General features: G+C 71.5%; 16 protein-coding genes and 1 pseudogene. 8 read left to right on the forward strand and 9 right to left on the reverse strand.

Annotated elements, in window-relative coordinates:
• Window positions 1-129 precede the first annotated feature (129 nt).
• Window positions 130-852 (forward strand): MerR family transcriptional regulator, encoded by a 723-nt coding sequence (locus tag CRP49_RS43475; protein ID WP_097258837.1) that lies wholly within the window; start codon window positions 130-132, stop codon window positions 850-852.
• On the opposite strand, the gene CRP49_RS43480 is transcribed toward CRP49_RS43475, so the two are convergent.
• The 3 genes from CRP49_RS43480 to CRP49_RS43490 form a co-directional block, all read right to left on the reverse strand.
• A complete protein-coding gene (locus CRP49_RS43480; RefSeq protein WP_097258838.1) occupies window positions 838-3,021 on the reverse strand; it encodes a 3-hydroxyacyl-CoA dehydrogenase NAD-binding domain-containing protein in 2,184 nt (727 codons plus the stop codon). The two genes, CRP49_RS43475 and CRP49_RS43480, sit on opposite strands and share 15 nt — an antisense overlap.
• A 48-nt stretch (window positions 3,022-3,069) precedes the next feature.
• Window positions 3,070-4,284, reverse strand: coding sequence for an acetyl-CoA C-acetyltransferase (locus CRP49_RS43485; RefSeq protein ID WP_094217482.1), 1,215 nt, complete (start codon window positions 4,282-4,284; stop codon window positions 3,070-3,072).
• 107 nt (window positions 4,285-4,391) lie between these two features.
• The gene (locus CRP49_RS43490) at window positions 4,392-5,552 is read right to left on the reverse strand and encodes a CaiB/BaiF CoA-transferase family protein (protein WP_179852040.1); all 1,161 of its coding nucleotides are present in this window, start codon (window positions 5,550-5,552) and stop codon (window positions 4,392-4,394) included.
• A gap of 203 nt (window positions 5,553-5,755) precedes the next feature.
• Between CRP49_RS43490 and CRP49_RS43495 the strand changes: the two genes are divergently transcribed.
• Window positions 5,756-6,934, forward strand: coding sequence for a trans-acting enoyl reductase family protein (locus CRP49_RS43495; RefSeq protein WP_097258840.1), 1,179 nt, complete (start codon window positions 5,756-5,758; stop codon window positions 6,932-6,934).
• Window positions 6,935-6,944: 10 nt separating this feature from the next.
• Here the strand turns inward: CRP49_RS43495 and mmpA are convergent, their stop codons facing one another.
• Complete coding sequence (gene mmpA, locus CRP49_RS43500) at window positions 6,945-7,091, reverse strand: morphogenic membrane protein MmpA (RefSeq protein ID WP_257033834.1); 147 nt, start codon at window positions 7,089-7,091, stop codon at window positions 6,945-6,947.
• Between the two features lie 203 nt (window positions 7,092-7,294).
• Here mmpA and CRP49_RS43505 point away from each other — a divergent pair, with 203 nt between their 5' ends.
• Window positions 7,295-7,483, forward strand: a complete 189-nt coding sequence (locus tag CRP49_RS43505; RefSeq protein ID WP_094217478.1) for a hypothetical protein — start codon at window positions 7,295-7,297, stop codon at window positions 7,481-7,483.
• On the opposite strand, the gene CRP49_RS43510 is transcribed toward CRP49_RS43505, so the two are convergent.
• Window positions 7,447-8,154 (reverse strand): endonuclease V, encoded by a 708-nt coding sequence (locus CRP49_RS43510; RefSeq protein WP_097258842.1) that lies wholly within the window; start codon window positions 8,152-8,154, stop codon window positions 7,447-7,449. The two genes, CRP49_RS43505 and CRP49_RS43510, sit on opposite strands and share 37 nt — an antisense overlap.
• Before the next feature lie 61 nt (window positions 8,155-8,215).
• Here CRP49_RS43510 and CRP49_RS43515 point away from each other — a divergent pair, with 61 nt between their 5' ends.
• Window positions 8,216-8,512, forward strand: a complete 297-nt coding sequence (locus tag CRP49_RS43515) for a YciI family protein (protein ID WP_097259339.1) — start codon at window positions 8,216-8,218, stop codon at window positions 8,510-8,512.
• A 10-nt stretch (window positions 8,513-8,522) separates the two neighbouring features.
• On the opposite strand, the gene CRP49_RS43520 is transcribed toward CRP49_RS43515, so the two are convergent.
• Window positions 8,523-8,855 (reverse strand): plasmid stabilization protein, encoded by a 333-nt coding sequence (locus CRP49_RS43520; protein ID WP_097258843.1) that lies wholly within the window; start codon window positions 8,853-8,855, stop codon window positions 8,523-8,525.
• Window positions 8,856-8,912: 57 nt separating this feature from the next.
• Entirely contained in the window at window positions 8,913-10,025 is a 1,113-nt protein-coding gene (locus CRP49_RS43525; protein WP_179852041.1) for an oxidoreductase, read from the reverse strand.
• Between the two features lie 187 nt (window positions 10,026-10,212).
• On the opposite strand from CRP49_RS43525, the gene CRP49_RS43530 reads away from it, so the two are divergent.
• Complete coding sequence (locus tag CRP49_RS43530; RefSeq protein ID WP_097258844.1) at window positions 10,213-10,629, forward strand: SsgA family sporulation/cell division regulator; 417 nt, start codon at window positions 10,213-10,215, stop codon at window positions 10,627-10,629.
• Between the two features lie 160 nt (window positions 10,630-10,789).
• Here CRP49_RS43530 and CRP49_RS49495 read toward each other — a convergent pair.
• Window positions 10,790-10,849 (reverse strand): annotated as a pseudogene (locus CRP49_RS49495) (hypothetical protein); the annotation flags it as partial.
• Window positions 10,850-11,249: 400 nt separating this feature from the next.
• On the opposite strand from CRP49_RS49495, the gene CRP49_RS43540 reads away from it, so the two are divergent.
• The 3 genes from CRP49_RS43540 to CRP49_RS43550 all read left to right on the forward strand — a co-directional run bounded on the left by CRP49_RS43540 (window position 11,250) and on the right by CRP49_RS43550 (window position 14,990).
• A complete protein-coding gene (locus CRP49_RS43540; protein ID WP_097258845.1) occupies window positions 11,250-12,875 on the forward strand; it encodes an ABC-F family ATP-binding cassette domain-containing protein in 1,626 nt (541 codons plus the stop codon).
• A 136-nt stretch (window positions 12,876-13,011) separates the two neighbouring features.
• Entirely contained in the window at window positions 13,012-13,788 is a 777-nt protein-coding gene (ddaH, locus tag CRP49_RS43545) for a dimethylargininase (protein ID WP_094217472.1), read from the forward strand.
• A gap of 227 nt (window positions 13,789-14,015) precedes the next feature.
• Window positions 14,016-14,990: an acyl-ACP desaturase gene (locus CRP49_RS43550; RefSeq protein WP_097258846.1), complete on the forward strand. Its 975-nt coding sequence runs from the start codon at window positions 14,016-14,018 to the stop codon at window positions 14,988-14,990.
• A gap of 52 nt (window positions 14,991-15,042) precedes the next feature.
• Here the strand turns inward: CRP49_RS43550 and CRP49_RS43555 are convergent, their stop codons facing one another.
• On the reverse strand, window positions 15,043-15,288 hold the full coding sequence (locus CRP49_RS43555) for a WhiB family transcriptional regulator (protein ID WP_097259341.1): 246 nt from the start codon (window positions 15,286-15,288) through the stop codon (window positions 15,043-15,045).
• Window positions 15,289-15,555: the final 267 nt, after the last annotated feature.

Here is a 15,555-nt window from a genome sequence, read left to right on the forward strand (position 1 = left end):
TCCCAGAGAGATCACCGGGTATGCGATGGCCCATGTCACAGAGCGTTACTTCTCACATGATCCATACAGGGTTCACCCGGTGTTCACCAGAGGTGTCACAGCGATGGTGAGACAGCGATACTGCTGCACATGACAACCGAGGCCGAGGAGCCGACCCTCACCATCGACGAGCTGGCCGCCCGTGCGGGCGTCACGGTCCGCACCGTGCGCTTCTACAGCAGCAAGGGGCTGCTCCCGCCGCCGGTGATCGGTGCACGCCGAGTGGGTCACTACGGGCCCGGGCACGTGGCACGGCTGGCCCTCATCGAGGAGTTGCAGCAGCAGGGCATGACGCTCGCGGCGATCGAGCGGTACCTGGGGCAGCTACCACCGGACCTCACCCCGCACGACCTGGCCATCCACCGCGCGGTGGTCGCGTCCTGGGCGCCGGACCTGGTGGAGACGGTGTCCCGGCGGGAACTCGAGCGGCGCGCCGGACGGCCGCTCGCCCCCGAGGACATCGAGCGGCTGACGGCGATGAGTGTCGTCGTACACGAGGACGGGGACGGCGACGGCGGGGACACGTTCCGTGTCGACTCCGGGCTGCTCCGGCTCGGCGTCCAGTTGCTGGACGTACCGCTGTCGCAGGACGCGATCCTCGCGGCGCGCAAGGTGCTCACCGAGCACTCGCGCGCCGCGGCCCATGAGCTGGCTCAGCTCTTCCGTGGCGAGGTGGCGGAGCGTGACGCCCGGGATGTGAAGTCCCTGTCGGCGCACATGCACCCCCTGGTGGTGCAGGCGCTGCTGACGACGTTCCAGCGGTCGCTGCGGGAAGAGCTGAGCGAGTGGCTCAGAGGGTCAGGAGCGGGCTGAGTCGCTGAACCGCTCCCCCTGCTCCGCCTTCTGCACGAGCAGCGCGGGCGGGGTGAACCGCTCGCCGTAGCGCTCGGCGAGTTCACGCGCGCGTGCCACGAATCCCGGCAGGCCGCCTTCGTAGCCGTTGATGTACTGGAGCACACCGCCGGTCCAGCCCGGGAAGCCGATGCCGAAGATGGAGCCGATGTTGGCGTCGGCGACCGAGGTCAGCACACCCTCTTCGACGAGCCGTACGGTGTCGAGCGCCTCGGAGAAGAGCATCCGCTCCTGCATGTCGCGGAACGGGATCTCGTACCCGGGCTTGGTGAAGTGCTCGCGCAGCCCCGGCCACAGCCCGGCCCGCTTGCCGTCCTCCGCGTAGTCGTAGAAGCCGGCGCCGCCGCTGCGGCCGGGGCGGCCGAACTCGTCGACCATGCGGTCGATGACCGCCTCCGCCGGGTGCGCGGACCAGGTGCCGCCTGCCTCCTCCACGGCCCGCTTCGACTCGTTGCGGATCTTGCGCGGGAGGGTGAGGGTCAGCTCGTCCATCAGGGAGAGCACCTTGGCCGGGTAGCCGGCCTGGGCGGCGGCCTGCTCCACGGAGGCGGGCTCGATGCCCTCGCCGACCATGGCGACGCCCTCGTTGATGAAGTGGCCGATCACCCGGGAGGTGAAGAAGCCGCGCGAGTCGTTGACGACGATCGGCGTCTTGTTGATCTGCCGGACCAGGTCGAAGGCGCGCGCGAGGGCCTCGTCACCGGTGCGCTCGCCCTTGATGATCTCGACCAGGGGCATCTTGTCGACCGGCGAGAAGAAGTGCAGGCCGATGAAGTCGGTCTGGCGCTCCACGCCCTCGGCGAGGGCGGTGATGGGCAGGGTGGAGGTGTTGGAGCACAGCAGCGCGTCCGGTGCGACGACCGACTCGATCTCCTGGAACACCTTGTGCTTGAGCGTGGTGTCCTCGAAGACGGCCTCGATCACCGCGTCGCAGCCCGCGAGGTCGGACACCTCGGCGGAGGGGGTGATGCGGGCGAGGAGCGCGTCGGCCTTCTCCTGGCTGGTACGGCCCTTGGCGACGGCCTTGGCGCACAGCTTCTCGGAGTAGTCCTTGCCCTTGACGGCCGCCTCCAGGGAGACGTCCTTCAGCACGACCTCGATGCCCGCGCGGGCGCACGAGTAAGCGATGCCGGCGCCCATCATGCCGGCGCCGAGGACGGCGACCTTGCGGACCTGGCGGGGCTCGATGCCCTTGGGGCGGTTGGCGCCGGAGTTGACGGCCTGGAGGTCGAAGAAGAACGCCTGGATCATGTTCTTCGAGGTCTGCCCGGCGGCCAGCTCCACGAAGTAGCGGGCCTCGATGACCTGGGCGGTCTCGAAGTCGACCTGGGAGCCCTCGACGGCCGCGGCGAGGATGTTGCGCGGGGCCGGGTAGGGGGCGCCGTTGGTCTGCTTGCGCAGGGTGGCCGGGAAGGCCGGCAGGTTGGCGGCGAACTTCGGGTTGGCGGGCGTGCCGCCGGGGATCTTGTAGCCCGGCTTGTCCCAGGGCTGCTGCGACTCGGGGTTGGCGTCGATGAAGGCGCGGGCCTTGGCCAGCAGCTCCTCCGGCGTCGCGGCGACCTCGTGGACGAGACCGTTCTCCTGGGCGCGTCGCGCGTTGTACTGCTGGCCCTGGAGGAGCACCTTCAGCAGGGCGTCCGCGATGCCCAGCAGCCGTACGGTGCGGGCGACTCCGCCGCCACCGGGCAGCAGGCCGAGGGTGACCTCGGGGCAGCCGATCTTGGTGCCGGAGGTGTCGAGGGCGACCCGGTGGTGGCAGGCGAGGGCCAGTTCGAAACCGCCGCCCAGGGCCGCGCCGTTGATCGCCGCGACGACCGGCTTGCCGAGGGTCTCGATGCGGCGCAGGTTGCGCTTGATGGCGAGGCCGCCGTCGAAGAGGTCCTGCGCGGTCTCGGGCGTGACCCGGATCAGGTCGCGCAGGTCGCCGCCCGCGAAGAAGGTCTTCTTGGCGGAGGTGAAGATGATGCCGCGGATGGATTCCTGCTCGGCCTCCAGGCGGTCGGTGATCGCGGCGAGGGAGTCGCGGAACGCCTGGTTCATGGTGTTCGCGGACTGGTTGGGGTCGTCGAGGACGAGGGTGACGACACCGGTGTCGTCCTGCTCCCAGCGGATGGTGGTGCTCTCGGTCATGACAGTCGTCTCCGTTGAAGTCTGAAGTCTCGTGGTTCCGCGGGGAGTTCAGATGCGCTCGACGATGGTGGCGATGCCCATGCCGCCGCCCACGCAGAGGGTGGCGAGGCCGTACCGCTTGTCCTGGCGCTCCAGTTCGTCCACGAGCGAGCCGAGGATCATCGCGCCGGTCGCGCCGAGCGGGTGGCCGAGGGCGATGGCGCCGCCGTTGACGTTGACCTTGTCCAGGGACAGGCCCATGTCCTTCACGAAGCGCAGCACGACCGCGGCGAACGCCTCGTTGATCTCGACCAGGTCGATGTCGTCGATGGTCAGGCCGGCCTTGGCGAGCGCCTTGCGGGTGGCGGGCGCGGGTCCGGTGAGCATGATGGTGGGCTCGGAGCCGGAGACCGCCGCGGAGACGATCCGCGCGCGCGGGGTGAGGCCGTAGCGCTCGCCGACCTCCTTGGAGCCGATCGCGACGAGCGAGGCGCCGTCCACGATGCCGGAGGAGTTGCCCGCGTGGTGGACGTGGTCGATCTTCTCCACCCAGTGGTACTTCTGCAGCGCGACGGCGTCGAAGCCGCCCAGCTCGCCGATGTCCGCGAACGACGGCTTGAGCTTCGCGAGGGAGTCGGCGGTGGTGCCGGGACGCGGGTGCTCGTCGTGGTCGAGGACGACCAGGCCGCTGCGGTCCTTGACGGGGACCACGGAGCGGTCGAAGCGGCCCTCCTTCCAGGCGGTCGCGGCGCGCTCCTGGGACAGGGCCGCGTACTCGTCGACGTCCCGCCGGGAGAATCCCTCGATGGTGGCGATGAGGTCGGCGCCGATGCCCTGCGGCACGAAGTTGACGGCCAGGTTGGTCATCGGGTCGTTGAACCAGGCGCCGCCGTCCGAGGCCATCGGCACACGGGACATGGACTCCACGCCACCGGCGAGCACCAGGTCCTCCCAGCCCGAGCGGACCTTCATGGCGGCCAGGTTGACGGCCTCCAGGCCCGAGGCACAGAAGCGGTTCTCCTGGACGCCCGCGACCGTGTCCGGCAGTCCGGCGGCGATCGCGGCGATCCGGGCGATGTCGGAGCCCTGGTCACCGACCGGGCCGACGACGCCGAGCACGATGTCGTCGATCGCGGCCGGGTCGAGGCCCGGGAAGCGGTCGCGGATCTCGTGGATGAGGCCGACGACCAGGTCGATGGGCTTCGTGCCGTGCAGGGCGCCGTTCGCCTTGCCGCGGCCGCGCGGGGTGCGGATCGCGTCGTACACGTACGCTTCGGTGCTCACTGAAGTGCCTTTCGGGAGGGTGGGCCGAGCGGGAGTCGGTCGCCGAGGGCGGGTGGTCGTCCGGTGGACGCTCGTCAGGCGGGCGGAGTCGGTCGCCTTCTCCGGAGTCAGTCGCCTTCGCTGACGAGGTCGTCGTTCACGAGGTCAGGTATGCCCCAGTCCCGCGCCACCGTCTCGGTGTCGGCGCCCGGCAGGGCCGGGCCGGTGCGGACCGTGGTCGGGGTCGCGGAGAAGCGCGGGGCGGGGGCGGGCTGGGTGATGCCGCCGTGGTCCGTGAAGGTGCCGCGGGCGGCCAGGTGCGGGTGGTGCGGGGCCTCACGGAGGGAGAGGACGGGGGCCACGCAGGCGTCGGAGCCCTCGAAGAGGGCAGTCCACTCGTCCCGCGTGCGGGATTTGAAGCGGGCCGCGACCCGTTCGCGCAGCTCGCCCCAGCGGGTCCAGTCCTTGCGGGCCGGGACCAGGTCGTCGAGGCCGAGCAGGTGCAGGAACTCCTCGTAGAACCGCGCCTCCAGCGCGCCGACCGCCATGTGGCCGCCGTCGGCGGTCTCGTAGGTGCCGTAGTACGGGCAGCCGCCGTCCAGGAGGTTGGCGCCGCGCCGGTCCTGCCAGCCGCCGGCGGCCAGCATGCCGTGGATCATCGCGGACAGGTGCGCGGCGCCGTCCACGATGGCCGTGTCCACGACCTGACCGGTGCCGGTCGCGCGCGCGTGGTGCAGGGCGGCGAGCACGCCGACGACCAGGTAGAGGGAGCCGCCCGCGTAGTCGCCGAGCAGGTTGGCGGGGACGGCCGGGGGCTCGTCCGGGCGGCCGATCATGCCGAGGGTCCCGGTGAGGGCGATGTACGCCACGTCGTGCCCGGCGCGGTCGGCGAGGGGCCCTTCCTGGCCCCAGCCGGTCATCCGGCCGTAGACCAGGCGGGGGTTGCGGGCGTGGCAGTCCTCGGGGCCGACGCCGAGCCGCTCGGCGACCCCGGGGCGGTAGCCCTCGATGAGGATGTCGGCCCGAGCGGCGAGGTCCAGGACGCGTGCGGGGCCGTCCGGCGCCTTGAGGTCGACGACGACCGAGCGCTTGTTGCGGTTCGTCACGTCGTACTCAGGGTCGATCGCGAGGCCCGGACCGGCCGGGCGGTCCACCCGGACCACGTCGGCGCCCAGGTCGGCGAGGAGCATGGCGGCGAACGGGCCCGGCCCGATGCCGGCCAGCTCCACCACGCGCACGCCTGAGAGCGGGCCGTCCCCCGACGTCCTCGGCGTCCCTGCCGTCGTCATGCCGTCCTGCCCCCAAGCACATGTGACACCAATGATGTAACACCGGTGATGCTAAGAACACGTTCCACCGGACACAAGACCTCAACGAGCAAGCGCTTAGACAAGTGCCCGGCCGGCCCTGCCGAGGCCGTGTCCGGGGTCCGCACACTTCACGCTAGCCTCAGCCACCGACAGCGGCGCGGGCTGCACGACCAAGGGGTGTCATGAGCAGGCTGAAAAGGACGGACCGTCCCTACGACATCGTGCTCTTCGGGGCCACCGGCTTCGTCGGCACGCTCACCGCGGAGTACCTCGCCGCGCACGCTCCCGAGGACCTGCGCTGGGCGATCGCCGGCCGCGACGAGGGCAGACTGGAGCGGCTGCGCGACCGGCTGCCCGGCGGCTCCGGCATCGGGGTGCTGCGGGCCGACGTGCGCGAACCGGCCACCCTGCGCACACTCGCCGAGCACGCGCGCGTGGTGGCCACGACCGTCGGGCCGTACGTCACCTACGGCGAGGAACTCGTCGCCGCCTGCGCGGACACCGGGGCCGACTACCTCGACCTCACCGGCGAGCCCGAGTTCGTGGACCTGATGTACGTCCGGCACGACGCACGCGCGCGGGAGACCGGCGCCCGCCTCGTGCACGCGTGCGGTTTCGACTCCGTACCGCACGACCTGGGCGTGTACTTCACGGTCCGGCAGCTGCCCGAGGGCGTGCCGCTGACCGTGGACGGGTTCGTCACCGCCGACGCGGCCTTCTCCGGGGGCACCCTGGCCTCGGCGCTGAACCAGTTCGCGCGCGGGCGGCAGATGGTGGCCGCGGCCCGCGAACGCGGCCGGCACGAGCCGCGCCTGATGGGACGCCGGGTGGCGGCACCGACGGGCGCGCCGCGGTTCGCCAGGGAGGTCGGCGCCTGGGCGGTGCCGCTGCCGACCATCGACCCGCAGATCGTGCGCCGCTCGGCCAAGGCCCTGGACCGGTACGGCCCCGACTTCCGTTACCGGCACTATGCGGCGGTCCGGCACCTTCCGGTCGCCGCGGGCGGCATCGCCGCCGTCGGCGCGGTCGCGGCCGCCGCCCAACTGCCGCCCGCCCGGCGCTGGCTGTCGGACCGGCTGCGGCCCGGGGACGGCCCTGACCCGGAGAAGCGGGCGAAGAGCTGGTTCCGGGTTCGCTTCGTCGGCGAGGGCGGCGGGCAGCGCGTCCTCACCGAGGTCGCGGGCGGCGACCCGGGCTACGACGAGACGGCGAAGATGTTCGCGGAGGCGGCCCTCAGCCTGGCCTTCGACGAGCTGCCGCCGACCGCCGGCCAGGTCACCACGGCCGCCGCGATGGGCGACGCCCTGACCGAGCGACTGCGCGCGGCGGGGATCACTTTCCGGGTGGCCGCCAAGCAGTAGCTCACCGGCGCTACATCTGCCATCCCAGCAGGGTCCAGAACATCCCGCCGATCCAGGCGAGCCCCGCCACCACGGCGAGGACCAGGGCGGCCGTCACGGCGCGCTCGACGGGCTGGGCGGGGCGGGTCACGGTCCTGGCGGAACGGTGCGTCGTCATGCGGGCCAGCCTGCCGCCGGGGCGGCAGGGGCACATCCGTACGCGTACTCAGACGACGTACTCACCCGGCTCCGGCTCCCCTTCTCCTGCATTTGAGGCTTTCCGCACCAGGAATGGCCAGCCACCTGCGGCCACTCGCTCAAAGTTTCACCGGGAACTTCAATGAGACGCTTGAAGCCCAGGCCGAAGGAGGCGGAACAGAAGTGAAGTTCGTACTCGAAGTGACCGTGGACGAGGGCGCGTCGGCGGCGGACCGGGCGGGCGAGCTGGGGCGGATCCTGCGTTACTGGGGCGGGAACCTCCACCACTACGCCCTCGAGCCGGGCGACGGCTCCGCCGTCTACGACGCGCGGTATCAGGAGGTGGGCGCCTGGCGGATCGACGCCTCCTGAAGCGCGCGCCGGCACAGCGCGTCGGCCCTGCGCGTGGTCTCCGGCAGGCGGTACTGCGGGGTCAGCACCAGGGTGTGCGCCAGGGCGTTGTGGAGGCTCACCCGGTGGCCGACGGAGACGAACACCGGTTTGACGCCGTCCCGGGTGCGCAGGGCGCGGCCGACGTCCTCGGTGCCCGCGAGGAGTGGTGCGGAGCTGCCCCGCGCGGGCCCGGGGTCGTCGTACGTGAACGTGAACGGGTTCTTGGCGACGCCGATGGTCGGCAGGTCCGTGAGTACGCCCAGGTGGCTTGCGAGGCCGAAGCGGCGCGGGTGGGCGAGGCCGTAGCCGTCGCACACCACCAGGCCCGGCGGGCAGGGCAGGGCGTCCAGGGCGGCGCGCACGGTCGGGATCTCGCGGAAGGCGAGCAGTCCGGGAACGTACGGGAAGGAGATCCGGCCGATGGCCGTCGTCTCCGCGACGACCTCCAGGGTGGCCGCGTCCAGGACGACGGCCGCCGCGGCGACGAGGTCGCGGTCGTCGTCGTAGGCGACGTCGACGCCCGTGACGTGCCCCGTCCCGGGCGGCGGCCCCGGCTCGTCGAGCACCACCCGCGCGCGTAGCTCGTCCTGTACGGCGCGGGCCTCTTCCTCGGTCGCGGGCCAGCCCGCTGGTACGCCTACGGTCGTCATGATGGCCAAGACTGTACGGCTCACCGACGCCCGTCCGGGGCCCGGGGGTAGGCTCGCGATCATGTTCGTACTGGAGCTGTCCTACACCGCCCCGCTCGACGCCGTGGACGCCGTGATTCCGGCCCATGTGGCCTGGCTCGACGAGCAGTACGAGAAAGGTTTCTTCCTCGCCTCCGGGCGTAAGACCCCCCGCGACGGCGGGGTGATCCTGGCCGTGGCGGAGAACCGGGCCCGCATCGAGGAGGTCGCCGCCGGCGACCCGTTCATCGCCGCCGGGGTCTGCGAGTACCGCATCACGGAGTTCGTCGCCACCAAGACGGCCCCCGAACTGGCGCAGCACCGGCAGACGCTGAGCTGAGTCCCCGGGCTCAGCTCTTCTTCGCGTTCAGCGCGCGCTGCAGCTCCGCCTTGTTCATGTGCGAACGGCCCTCGACGCCCCGCTGCCTGGCCTCGTTGTACAGCTGATCGTAGGTGGGCCCCTGGGAGCCCTTGCCCGACCTCTGGCCGCCCCGCTTGCCGGACGACATGTCCTGGGTGGAGGTGCGGCTGGCGGTCTTCGACTCGCCGGACCGGGCGCGTTCCTTGTTCACCGTCCGCGCGGCGATCTCCTCGGCGCGCTGCGTGCTCTCTCCCCGGTCCAGCGCGCTCTGCTTGATGTGTTCGTACTGGCGTTCCCGCTTGGGGCTGGAACCGCGTGGCATGACCGCTCACTTCCTCTCGTGCGCGGTGACCGGGTACCCGCGATCAGGCCTCCCGCATCAGCGCTCCAGCCGCGCCACGCGCCCCTTCTCCCCCGCCGCCCAGCAGCCGAGGTCGGCGGTGCAGTCCACGGTGTCGTACGAGCCCGTGTCGATGGTCCGCCAGGTGCGGCCGCCGTCGGTGGTCAGGTCAGTGCCCGTGGGGCCGACGGCGAGGGCGGCGCCGCGGCTGTGCGGAAGCCAGGCGGCGCCGGAGCGGTAGGCGGGCGGCGGAGTGGCGGCGGGGCGCCAGGTGCGGCCGCCGTCGGCGGTGACAGCGGCCGCCTGTGGCGAGGTCTGGTCGGGCCGGTAGTCGCCGCCGACCGCGAGTCCGTGAGTGCGGTCGCGGAAGGCGAGCGCGAAGACGCCCTTGGCCGGATCGGCCGCCGGAATCGGCGTGTCGGCGGCCGTCCAGGTCAGTCCGCGGTCCGCGGAATGCAGCACGCGCGCGTGGGCGCCGCCGCCGGTCGCCAGCCAGACGTCCCTCGGCCCGGAGGTGACCAGGCACTGGCCGCTCGCGGCGAAGCCGGCCTCGCCGTCCAGGGCGGCGGGCATGCCGTCGGCGGGCAGTACCCGCCAGGAGCGGCCGCCGTCGCTGGTGGACAGGATGCGGAACCTGCCGTCCACGGGGTCGCTCATGGCGAGGCCGTGACGGCGGTCGAAGAAGGCGAGGCAGTCGTAGAAGGCCTTCGGGTCGGTGTTGCGGAAGGACTCCGTCCACGTCGCGCCGCCGTCGTCGGTGCGGTAGACGCGGGAGGCCTCGCCCTCGCCGATGGCAAGCACCACCGCGCGCCGCGCGTCGAACGCCTCGACATCCCGGAACTGCAGATCGGCCGCGCCCGGCGGAGAGACGTTCCGCCAGCTCGCCCCGCCGTCGGTGGTGCGCAGCACGGTGCCCGCCGTACCGGCCAGCCAGGCGGTGTCACGGTCGACGGCGGACAGGCCACGGAAGCGCACCTGCGGGGTGCCGCTGTTCTTCGCCTCCCAGTGCACGGTTCCCCGGCCTCCCCGGTCGAGCGGGCCCGCCTCGGCGGCCGGAACCGTCAGCGCGGCCAGCGCCGCCCCGGACGCCACCCCCGCCGCCACCAGCCGGCCCGTCCGTCCCCTGCGTCGCGTGCTCCCCAAGCGCCTCATGGCGGGCGAAGCTAGCCCACCGGCCCGCCGCCGTCCAGAGGACCTCACGGCCGTAGGCCTGTGCATGAATGCGGTGACCGAGGTCACTCGTTCCCGGCGTGCACGGATTGGCCGATTCTCTCGTCTCTTCCAGTGCCAGGCCTCACCCGCCCGGAAGCACGTCCAGCCGTCACAAGGGAGCAAGGCGTTGTCCACCGTCATCGAGCAGCCCGTAGAGGCCCGCCTCGTCGCCGCCGCACCGCGCATGCCGAGCATTCCCGCCAAGCTGCGCTACGACCGGAGCGACCCGTTCGCCGTCCGCATGACCTTCCCCGCGCCCGCCACCCTGGAGGGCGTCGAGGTCTGCTGGACCTTCTCCCGCGAGCTGCTCGCGGCCGGGCTGCACGGCCCCGAGGGCTGCGGCGACGTGCGCGTGCGGCCGTACGGCTACGACCGCACCGTACTGGAGTTCCACGCCCCCGAGGGCACCGCGATCGTGCATGTGCGTTCCGGCGAGATACGGCGTTTCCTGCAGGCGACCAGCGACCTGGTGCCGGTCGGCCTGGAGCATCTGCAGCTGGACCTCGACCACGACCTGGCCGAGCTGATGCGGGACGCCTGCTGATCGCCTGCGCGCTACGCACTACGCGCGCGTGAGCAGCGCGTTCAGCTCGCCGTAGGCGAACCCGTCGGCCGGCGCCCCCGTACGTCCCCTCCCGCAGCGGCTCCCGCGCGGCGCGGCGGACCAGGGCGTGGGCGGCCTGGGCGAGACCCGCGCCCGCGCTGATCCGGGCGACGCCGAGTACAGCCGACTCGGCGACCGTCGGTGCGCCGGGGCCCACCATCACGTTGAGCGGCCCGTCGGCGCCCGCGGCGATCACCGCATGGCCGGTGTCGGCGACCCCGGCAGGGCGGACACTGGCAGAAATCCGACACGAGCGAGGGCCGTGTCAGGAGCACGCGATCAGCCACCAGGAGCGCGTGAATCAATCGCGTTGACACCCTCGCCGACCCCTCGTACGGTCTACAACGTTCCTGTTGCCGTCGATTGGAGAAGGACGTTGCTCGTCTGAGGTCCTGAGACACCGCGTTCACACCGGTGAGGTGTGCGTGGCGTTCGACCTCGGCGTCCGAGCCGTCCCCCCAGGCACAGGCCCTTCTCAGTGCCCCAGGTTCTTCGGTCTACGCCTCGCGGTGTCTCGACATGCGCCCGCCCAGACCGCATCCAGCAACCGCGAGGCCCTTATGTCTACTTCCCTCACCTGCACGTCCCTGTCCTTCGCCTGGCCCGACGGCACCTCCGTCTTCGACGGCCTCGACATCGCCTTCGGCCCGGGCAGGACCGGACTCGTCGGCGTCAACGGATCAGGGAAGTCAACCCTGTTGAAGCTGCTCGCCGGTGACCTCAATCCGGCCGACGGCACCGTCAAGGTGACCGGCGAGGTCGGCTATCTGCCGCAGAACGTCACGCTCGACACCACGCTCCGCGTCGACGAGGCCCTCGGCATCGCCGCCCTGCGGGCCGCCCTGCACGCCATCGAGGCGGGCGACGTGTCCGAGGAGCACTTCGAGACGCTCGGCGACGACTGGGACGTCGAGGAGCGCGCCCTCGTCACGCTCGGCGAACTCGGCCTCGGCCACATCGGCCTGGACCGCACCGTCGGCGAGGTGTCCGGCGGCGAGTCGGTGCTGCTGCGCCTGGCCGCACTGCTGCTGCGCCGCCCGGACGTCCTGCTCCTCGACGAGCCCACCAACAACCTGGACCTGTACGCGCGCCGGCGGCTCTACGCGGCCGTCGCCTCCTGGCCGGGCGTGCTGGTGCTCGTCAGCCACGACCGCGAACTCCTGGACCTGGTCGACCAGATCGCGGAGCTGCGCTCCGGGGAGGTCACCTGGTACGGCGGCAACTTCTCGGCCTACGAGGACGCCCTCGAGGTCGAGCAGGAGGCGGCGGAGCGGATGGTGCGGGTCGCCGAGGCGGATCTCAAGAAGCAGAAACGCGAACTCGTTGAAGCGCACTCGAAGCTGGCCAAGCGGACGCGTTACGCCGACAAGATGTACGAGAACAAGCGCGAGCCCAGGGCCGTGATGAAGCTCAGGAAGCGCGCGGCACAGGTCTCCGCGGGCAAGCACCGCATCATGCACGAGGAGAAGCTCGCCGAGGCCAGGGAGCGGCTGGACGAGGCGGTGGAGGCCGTACGGGACGACGCCGAGATCCGCGTCGACCTGCCGTACACGGCCGTACCGCCCGGCCGGGAGGTGCTCACCCTGGAGAACCTGGAGCTGGCCTACGGGGCGCGTGTCGAGGGGATCCTCGATCTGCGCGGCCCGGAGCGGATCGCCCTCGTCGGGCGCAATGGTGCGGGCAAGACGACACTGCTGCGGACCGTCGCCGGGGAGCTGGCGGCGGTGGCCGGCGAGGCACGGGTGCACGTCCCGCTGCGGTTCCTGCCGCAGCGCCTGGACGTGCTGGACGACGGGCTGACGGTCGCCGAGAACGTGGCCCGGTTCGCGCCGGGCGCCACGAACAACCGGATCCGGGCGCGCCTGGCCCGCTTCCTGTTCCGGGGCGCACGGGCCGACCAGAGCGCAGGGACGCTCTCCGGCGGCGAGCGGTTCCGGGCGGCCCTGGCCGCGCTGATGCTCGCCGAGCCCGCACCCCAGCTGCTCCTGCTGGACGAGCCGACCAACAACCTCGACATGGCGAGCGTCCGGCAGCTGACCACGGCCCTGGAGTCGTACGAAGGTGCCCTGCTCGTCGCCAGCCACGACCTGCCGTTCCTGGAGTCGATCGGGATCACCCGGTGGCTGCTGATGGAGGAGGGAGGACTGAAGGAGACCACACCCGAGGCCCTGGGGGATCCGGTCTAGGCGGACCGGCGGGGGTCTCAGGAGGGGCACAGCCTGACAACGAGGGTTTTGTCCTGGCCTCGGTGCCCTGCATGATGGCGGACCGGCGCCGCATCACGGGCGCCGGAACCGCACCGCCGATATCGAAAGGCCCCTAGTGCCCAGCAAGAAGGCCCTCGTCCGCCGCCCCAGCCCGCGCCTCGCCGAAGGCCTGGTGACGCACATCGAGCGGGAGAAGGTCGACGTGGACCTCGCCGTCGAGCAGTGGGAGGCGTACGTAGAGGCGCTCGGCACGCACGGCTGGAAGACGATCGAGGTCGACCCGGCCGACGACTGCCCGGACTCGGTGTTCGTCGAGGACACCGTCGTCATGTACAAGAACGTGGCGTTGATCACCCGGCCCGGCGCCGACTCCCGGCGCGCGGAGACCGCGGGCGTCGAGGAGGCTGTGGCCCGGCTCGGCTGCTCGGTGAACTGGATATGGGAGCCGGGCACCCTGGACGGCGGCGATGTCCTCAAGGTCGGCGACACGATCTACGTCGGCCGGGGCGGGCGCACCAACGCGGCCGGCGTGCAGCAGCTGCGGGCCGCCTTCGAGCCGCTGGGCGCGCGCGTGGTCGCCGTACCGGTGAGCAAGGTGCTGCACCTGAAGTCGGCGGTCACCGCGCTGCCGGACGGGACGGTCATCGGGCACATCCCGATGGTCGACCGGCCGTCGCTGTTCCCGGGCTTCCTGTCGGTGCCGGAGGAGTCCGGCGCGCACGTGGTGCTGCTCGGCGGCCACAAGCTGCTCATGGCGACGAGCGCCCCGAAGACGGCGGAGCTGCTCACCGATCTCGGCCACGAGGTGGTCACGGTGGACATCGGCGAGTTCGAGAAGCTCGAGGGCTGTGTGACGTGCCTCTCGGTGCGCATGCGGGACTTGTATGCCTGACGGGTGATCCCGTGGCTCCGACAGCCCTGGGACCTGCGGGTCCCGGGGCCGTTTGGCATGCCCTCAATGAGCCGGGCCGCGGGCGCTGATCAGCGATCTTTACAGCGAACTTAACCTACGGCTTCGTAACCTACGGATTCGTAGCCTACGATCTCGTAGGTTTCCGGCACCGCTCGCCGGACCGTCCCCGTCTCTCCCCCTTAGTTCGGCGTCCCCCTGGAGTTCCTGTGACGATCACTTCCCCTCACCTCGGCAGCCCGTCCGTGTGGACCGACGCGCGGCTGCTGTACGCGCTGGAGGAAGTCGTCGAGAAGGAACTGAACCGGCATCTGCAGGTCGCCAAGGACTGGATGCCGCACGAGTACGTGCCCTGGAGCGACGGCCGCAACTTCCCCGGCCTCTTCGAGGACGGCGAGGCCTGGGACAAGGAGCAGTCCAAGGTCACGGAGATCGGCCGCATCGCCCTCGTCGTGAACCTCCTGACCGAGGACAACCTGCCCAGCTACCACCACGAGATCGCCTCGCTCTTCGGCCGCGACGGCGCCTGGGGCACCTGGGTGCACCGCTGGACGGCCGAGGAGGGCCGGCACGGCATCGTGATGCGCGACTACCTGCTCACCTCGCGCGCGGTGGACCCGGACAAGCTGGAGCAGTTCCGCATGTCCCACATGAGCGAGGGCTTCGAGTCCGACAACCGGCACTCGATGCTGCACTCGATCGCCTACGTGGCCTTCCAGGAGCTGGCGACCCGGATCTCGCACCGCAACACCGGCCACCAGTCGGGCGACCCGGTCTGCGACCGCATGCTGGCGCGCATCGCGACCGACGAGAACCTGCACATGGTCTTCTACCGCAACCTGCTGAAGGCCGCCTTCGAACTCGCTCCCGACCTGACCATGCAGGCGGTCCGGGACGTGGTGGTCAACTTCCGTATGCCCGGTCACGGCATCCCCGGCTTCGAGCGGGCCGCCGCGCAGATGGCGATCGGTGAGGTCTACAACCTGCGCATCCACCACGACGACGTGCTCCAGCCCGTGCTGCGCTTCCTGAAGATCATGGAGATCGACGGCCTCGGCCCGGAGGGCCGCCAGGCGCAGGAGGAACTCGGCCTCTTCATGGGCGGCCTGGACGCGGAGGCCCTCAAGTTCGACGAGAAGCTGGCGGCCCGCAAGGCGCGGATGGCGGCGCGGGCCGCGGGCTGAGCGGCTCTCGGGCCGACGCCCGAGACGGGTGTCGGTACGACGTGCGGCGCGGTCAGTTGGACGTACGGCGCAGGGCGAGGCGCTCCTTCTCGGAGAGTCCGCCCCAGACGCCGAAACGCTCGTCGTTGGTGAGCGCGTAGTCGAGGCAGGCGGAGCGCATCTCGCACATGGCGCAGATGCGCTTCGCCTCGCGCACCGAGCTGCCGGGCTCGGGGAAGAAGAAGTCCGCCCCGGTCTGCGCGCACAGAGCCTGTGCCTGCCAGGCGGAGTCGGCCGGGGTGATCGTGTCGATGTGCATGAGCAGGATCGTGCCGGGCGGCGAAAAACGTTCGATCAACGCCGGGTCAACGGCACGGCCGCGACCCGGGTCGTCCGTTGACGCCCCGCCCGCCGGAGCCCTGGGCCGCCCCGATGATGCTCCGCGCGCGAACGCCCGCGCACGGCGGCGCGCGGAAGCGGCGTGAAAACGAAGCGGTGTAAAGACCCGGAGAACCCGACGCGGCGCCCAGGGCGACCGGAGGCATCGGTCCGGCGTGCGGCGGCGCTCCGGCAGCGGTTGTCAGTG

The sequence above is a fragment of the Streptomyces sp. Ag109_G2-15 genome, assembly GCF_900215565.1.
Taxonomy (GTDB): domain Bacteria; phylum Actinomycetota; class Actinomycetes; order Streptomycetales; family Streptomycetaceae; genus Streptomyces; species Streptomyces diastatochromogenes.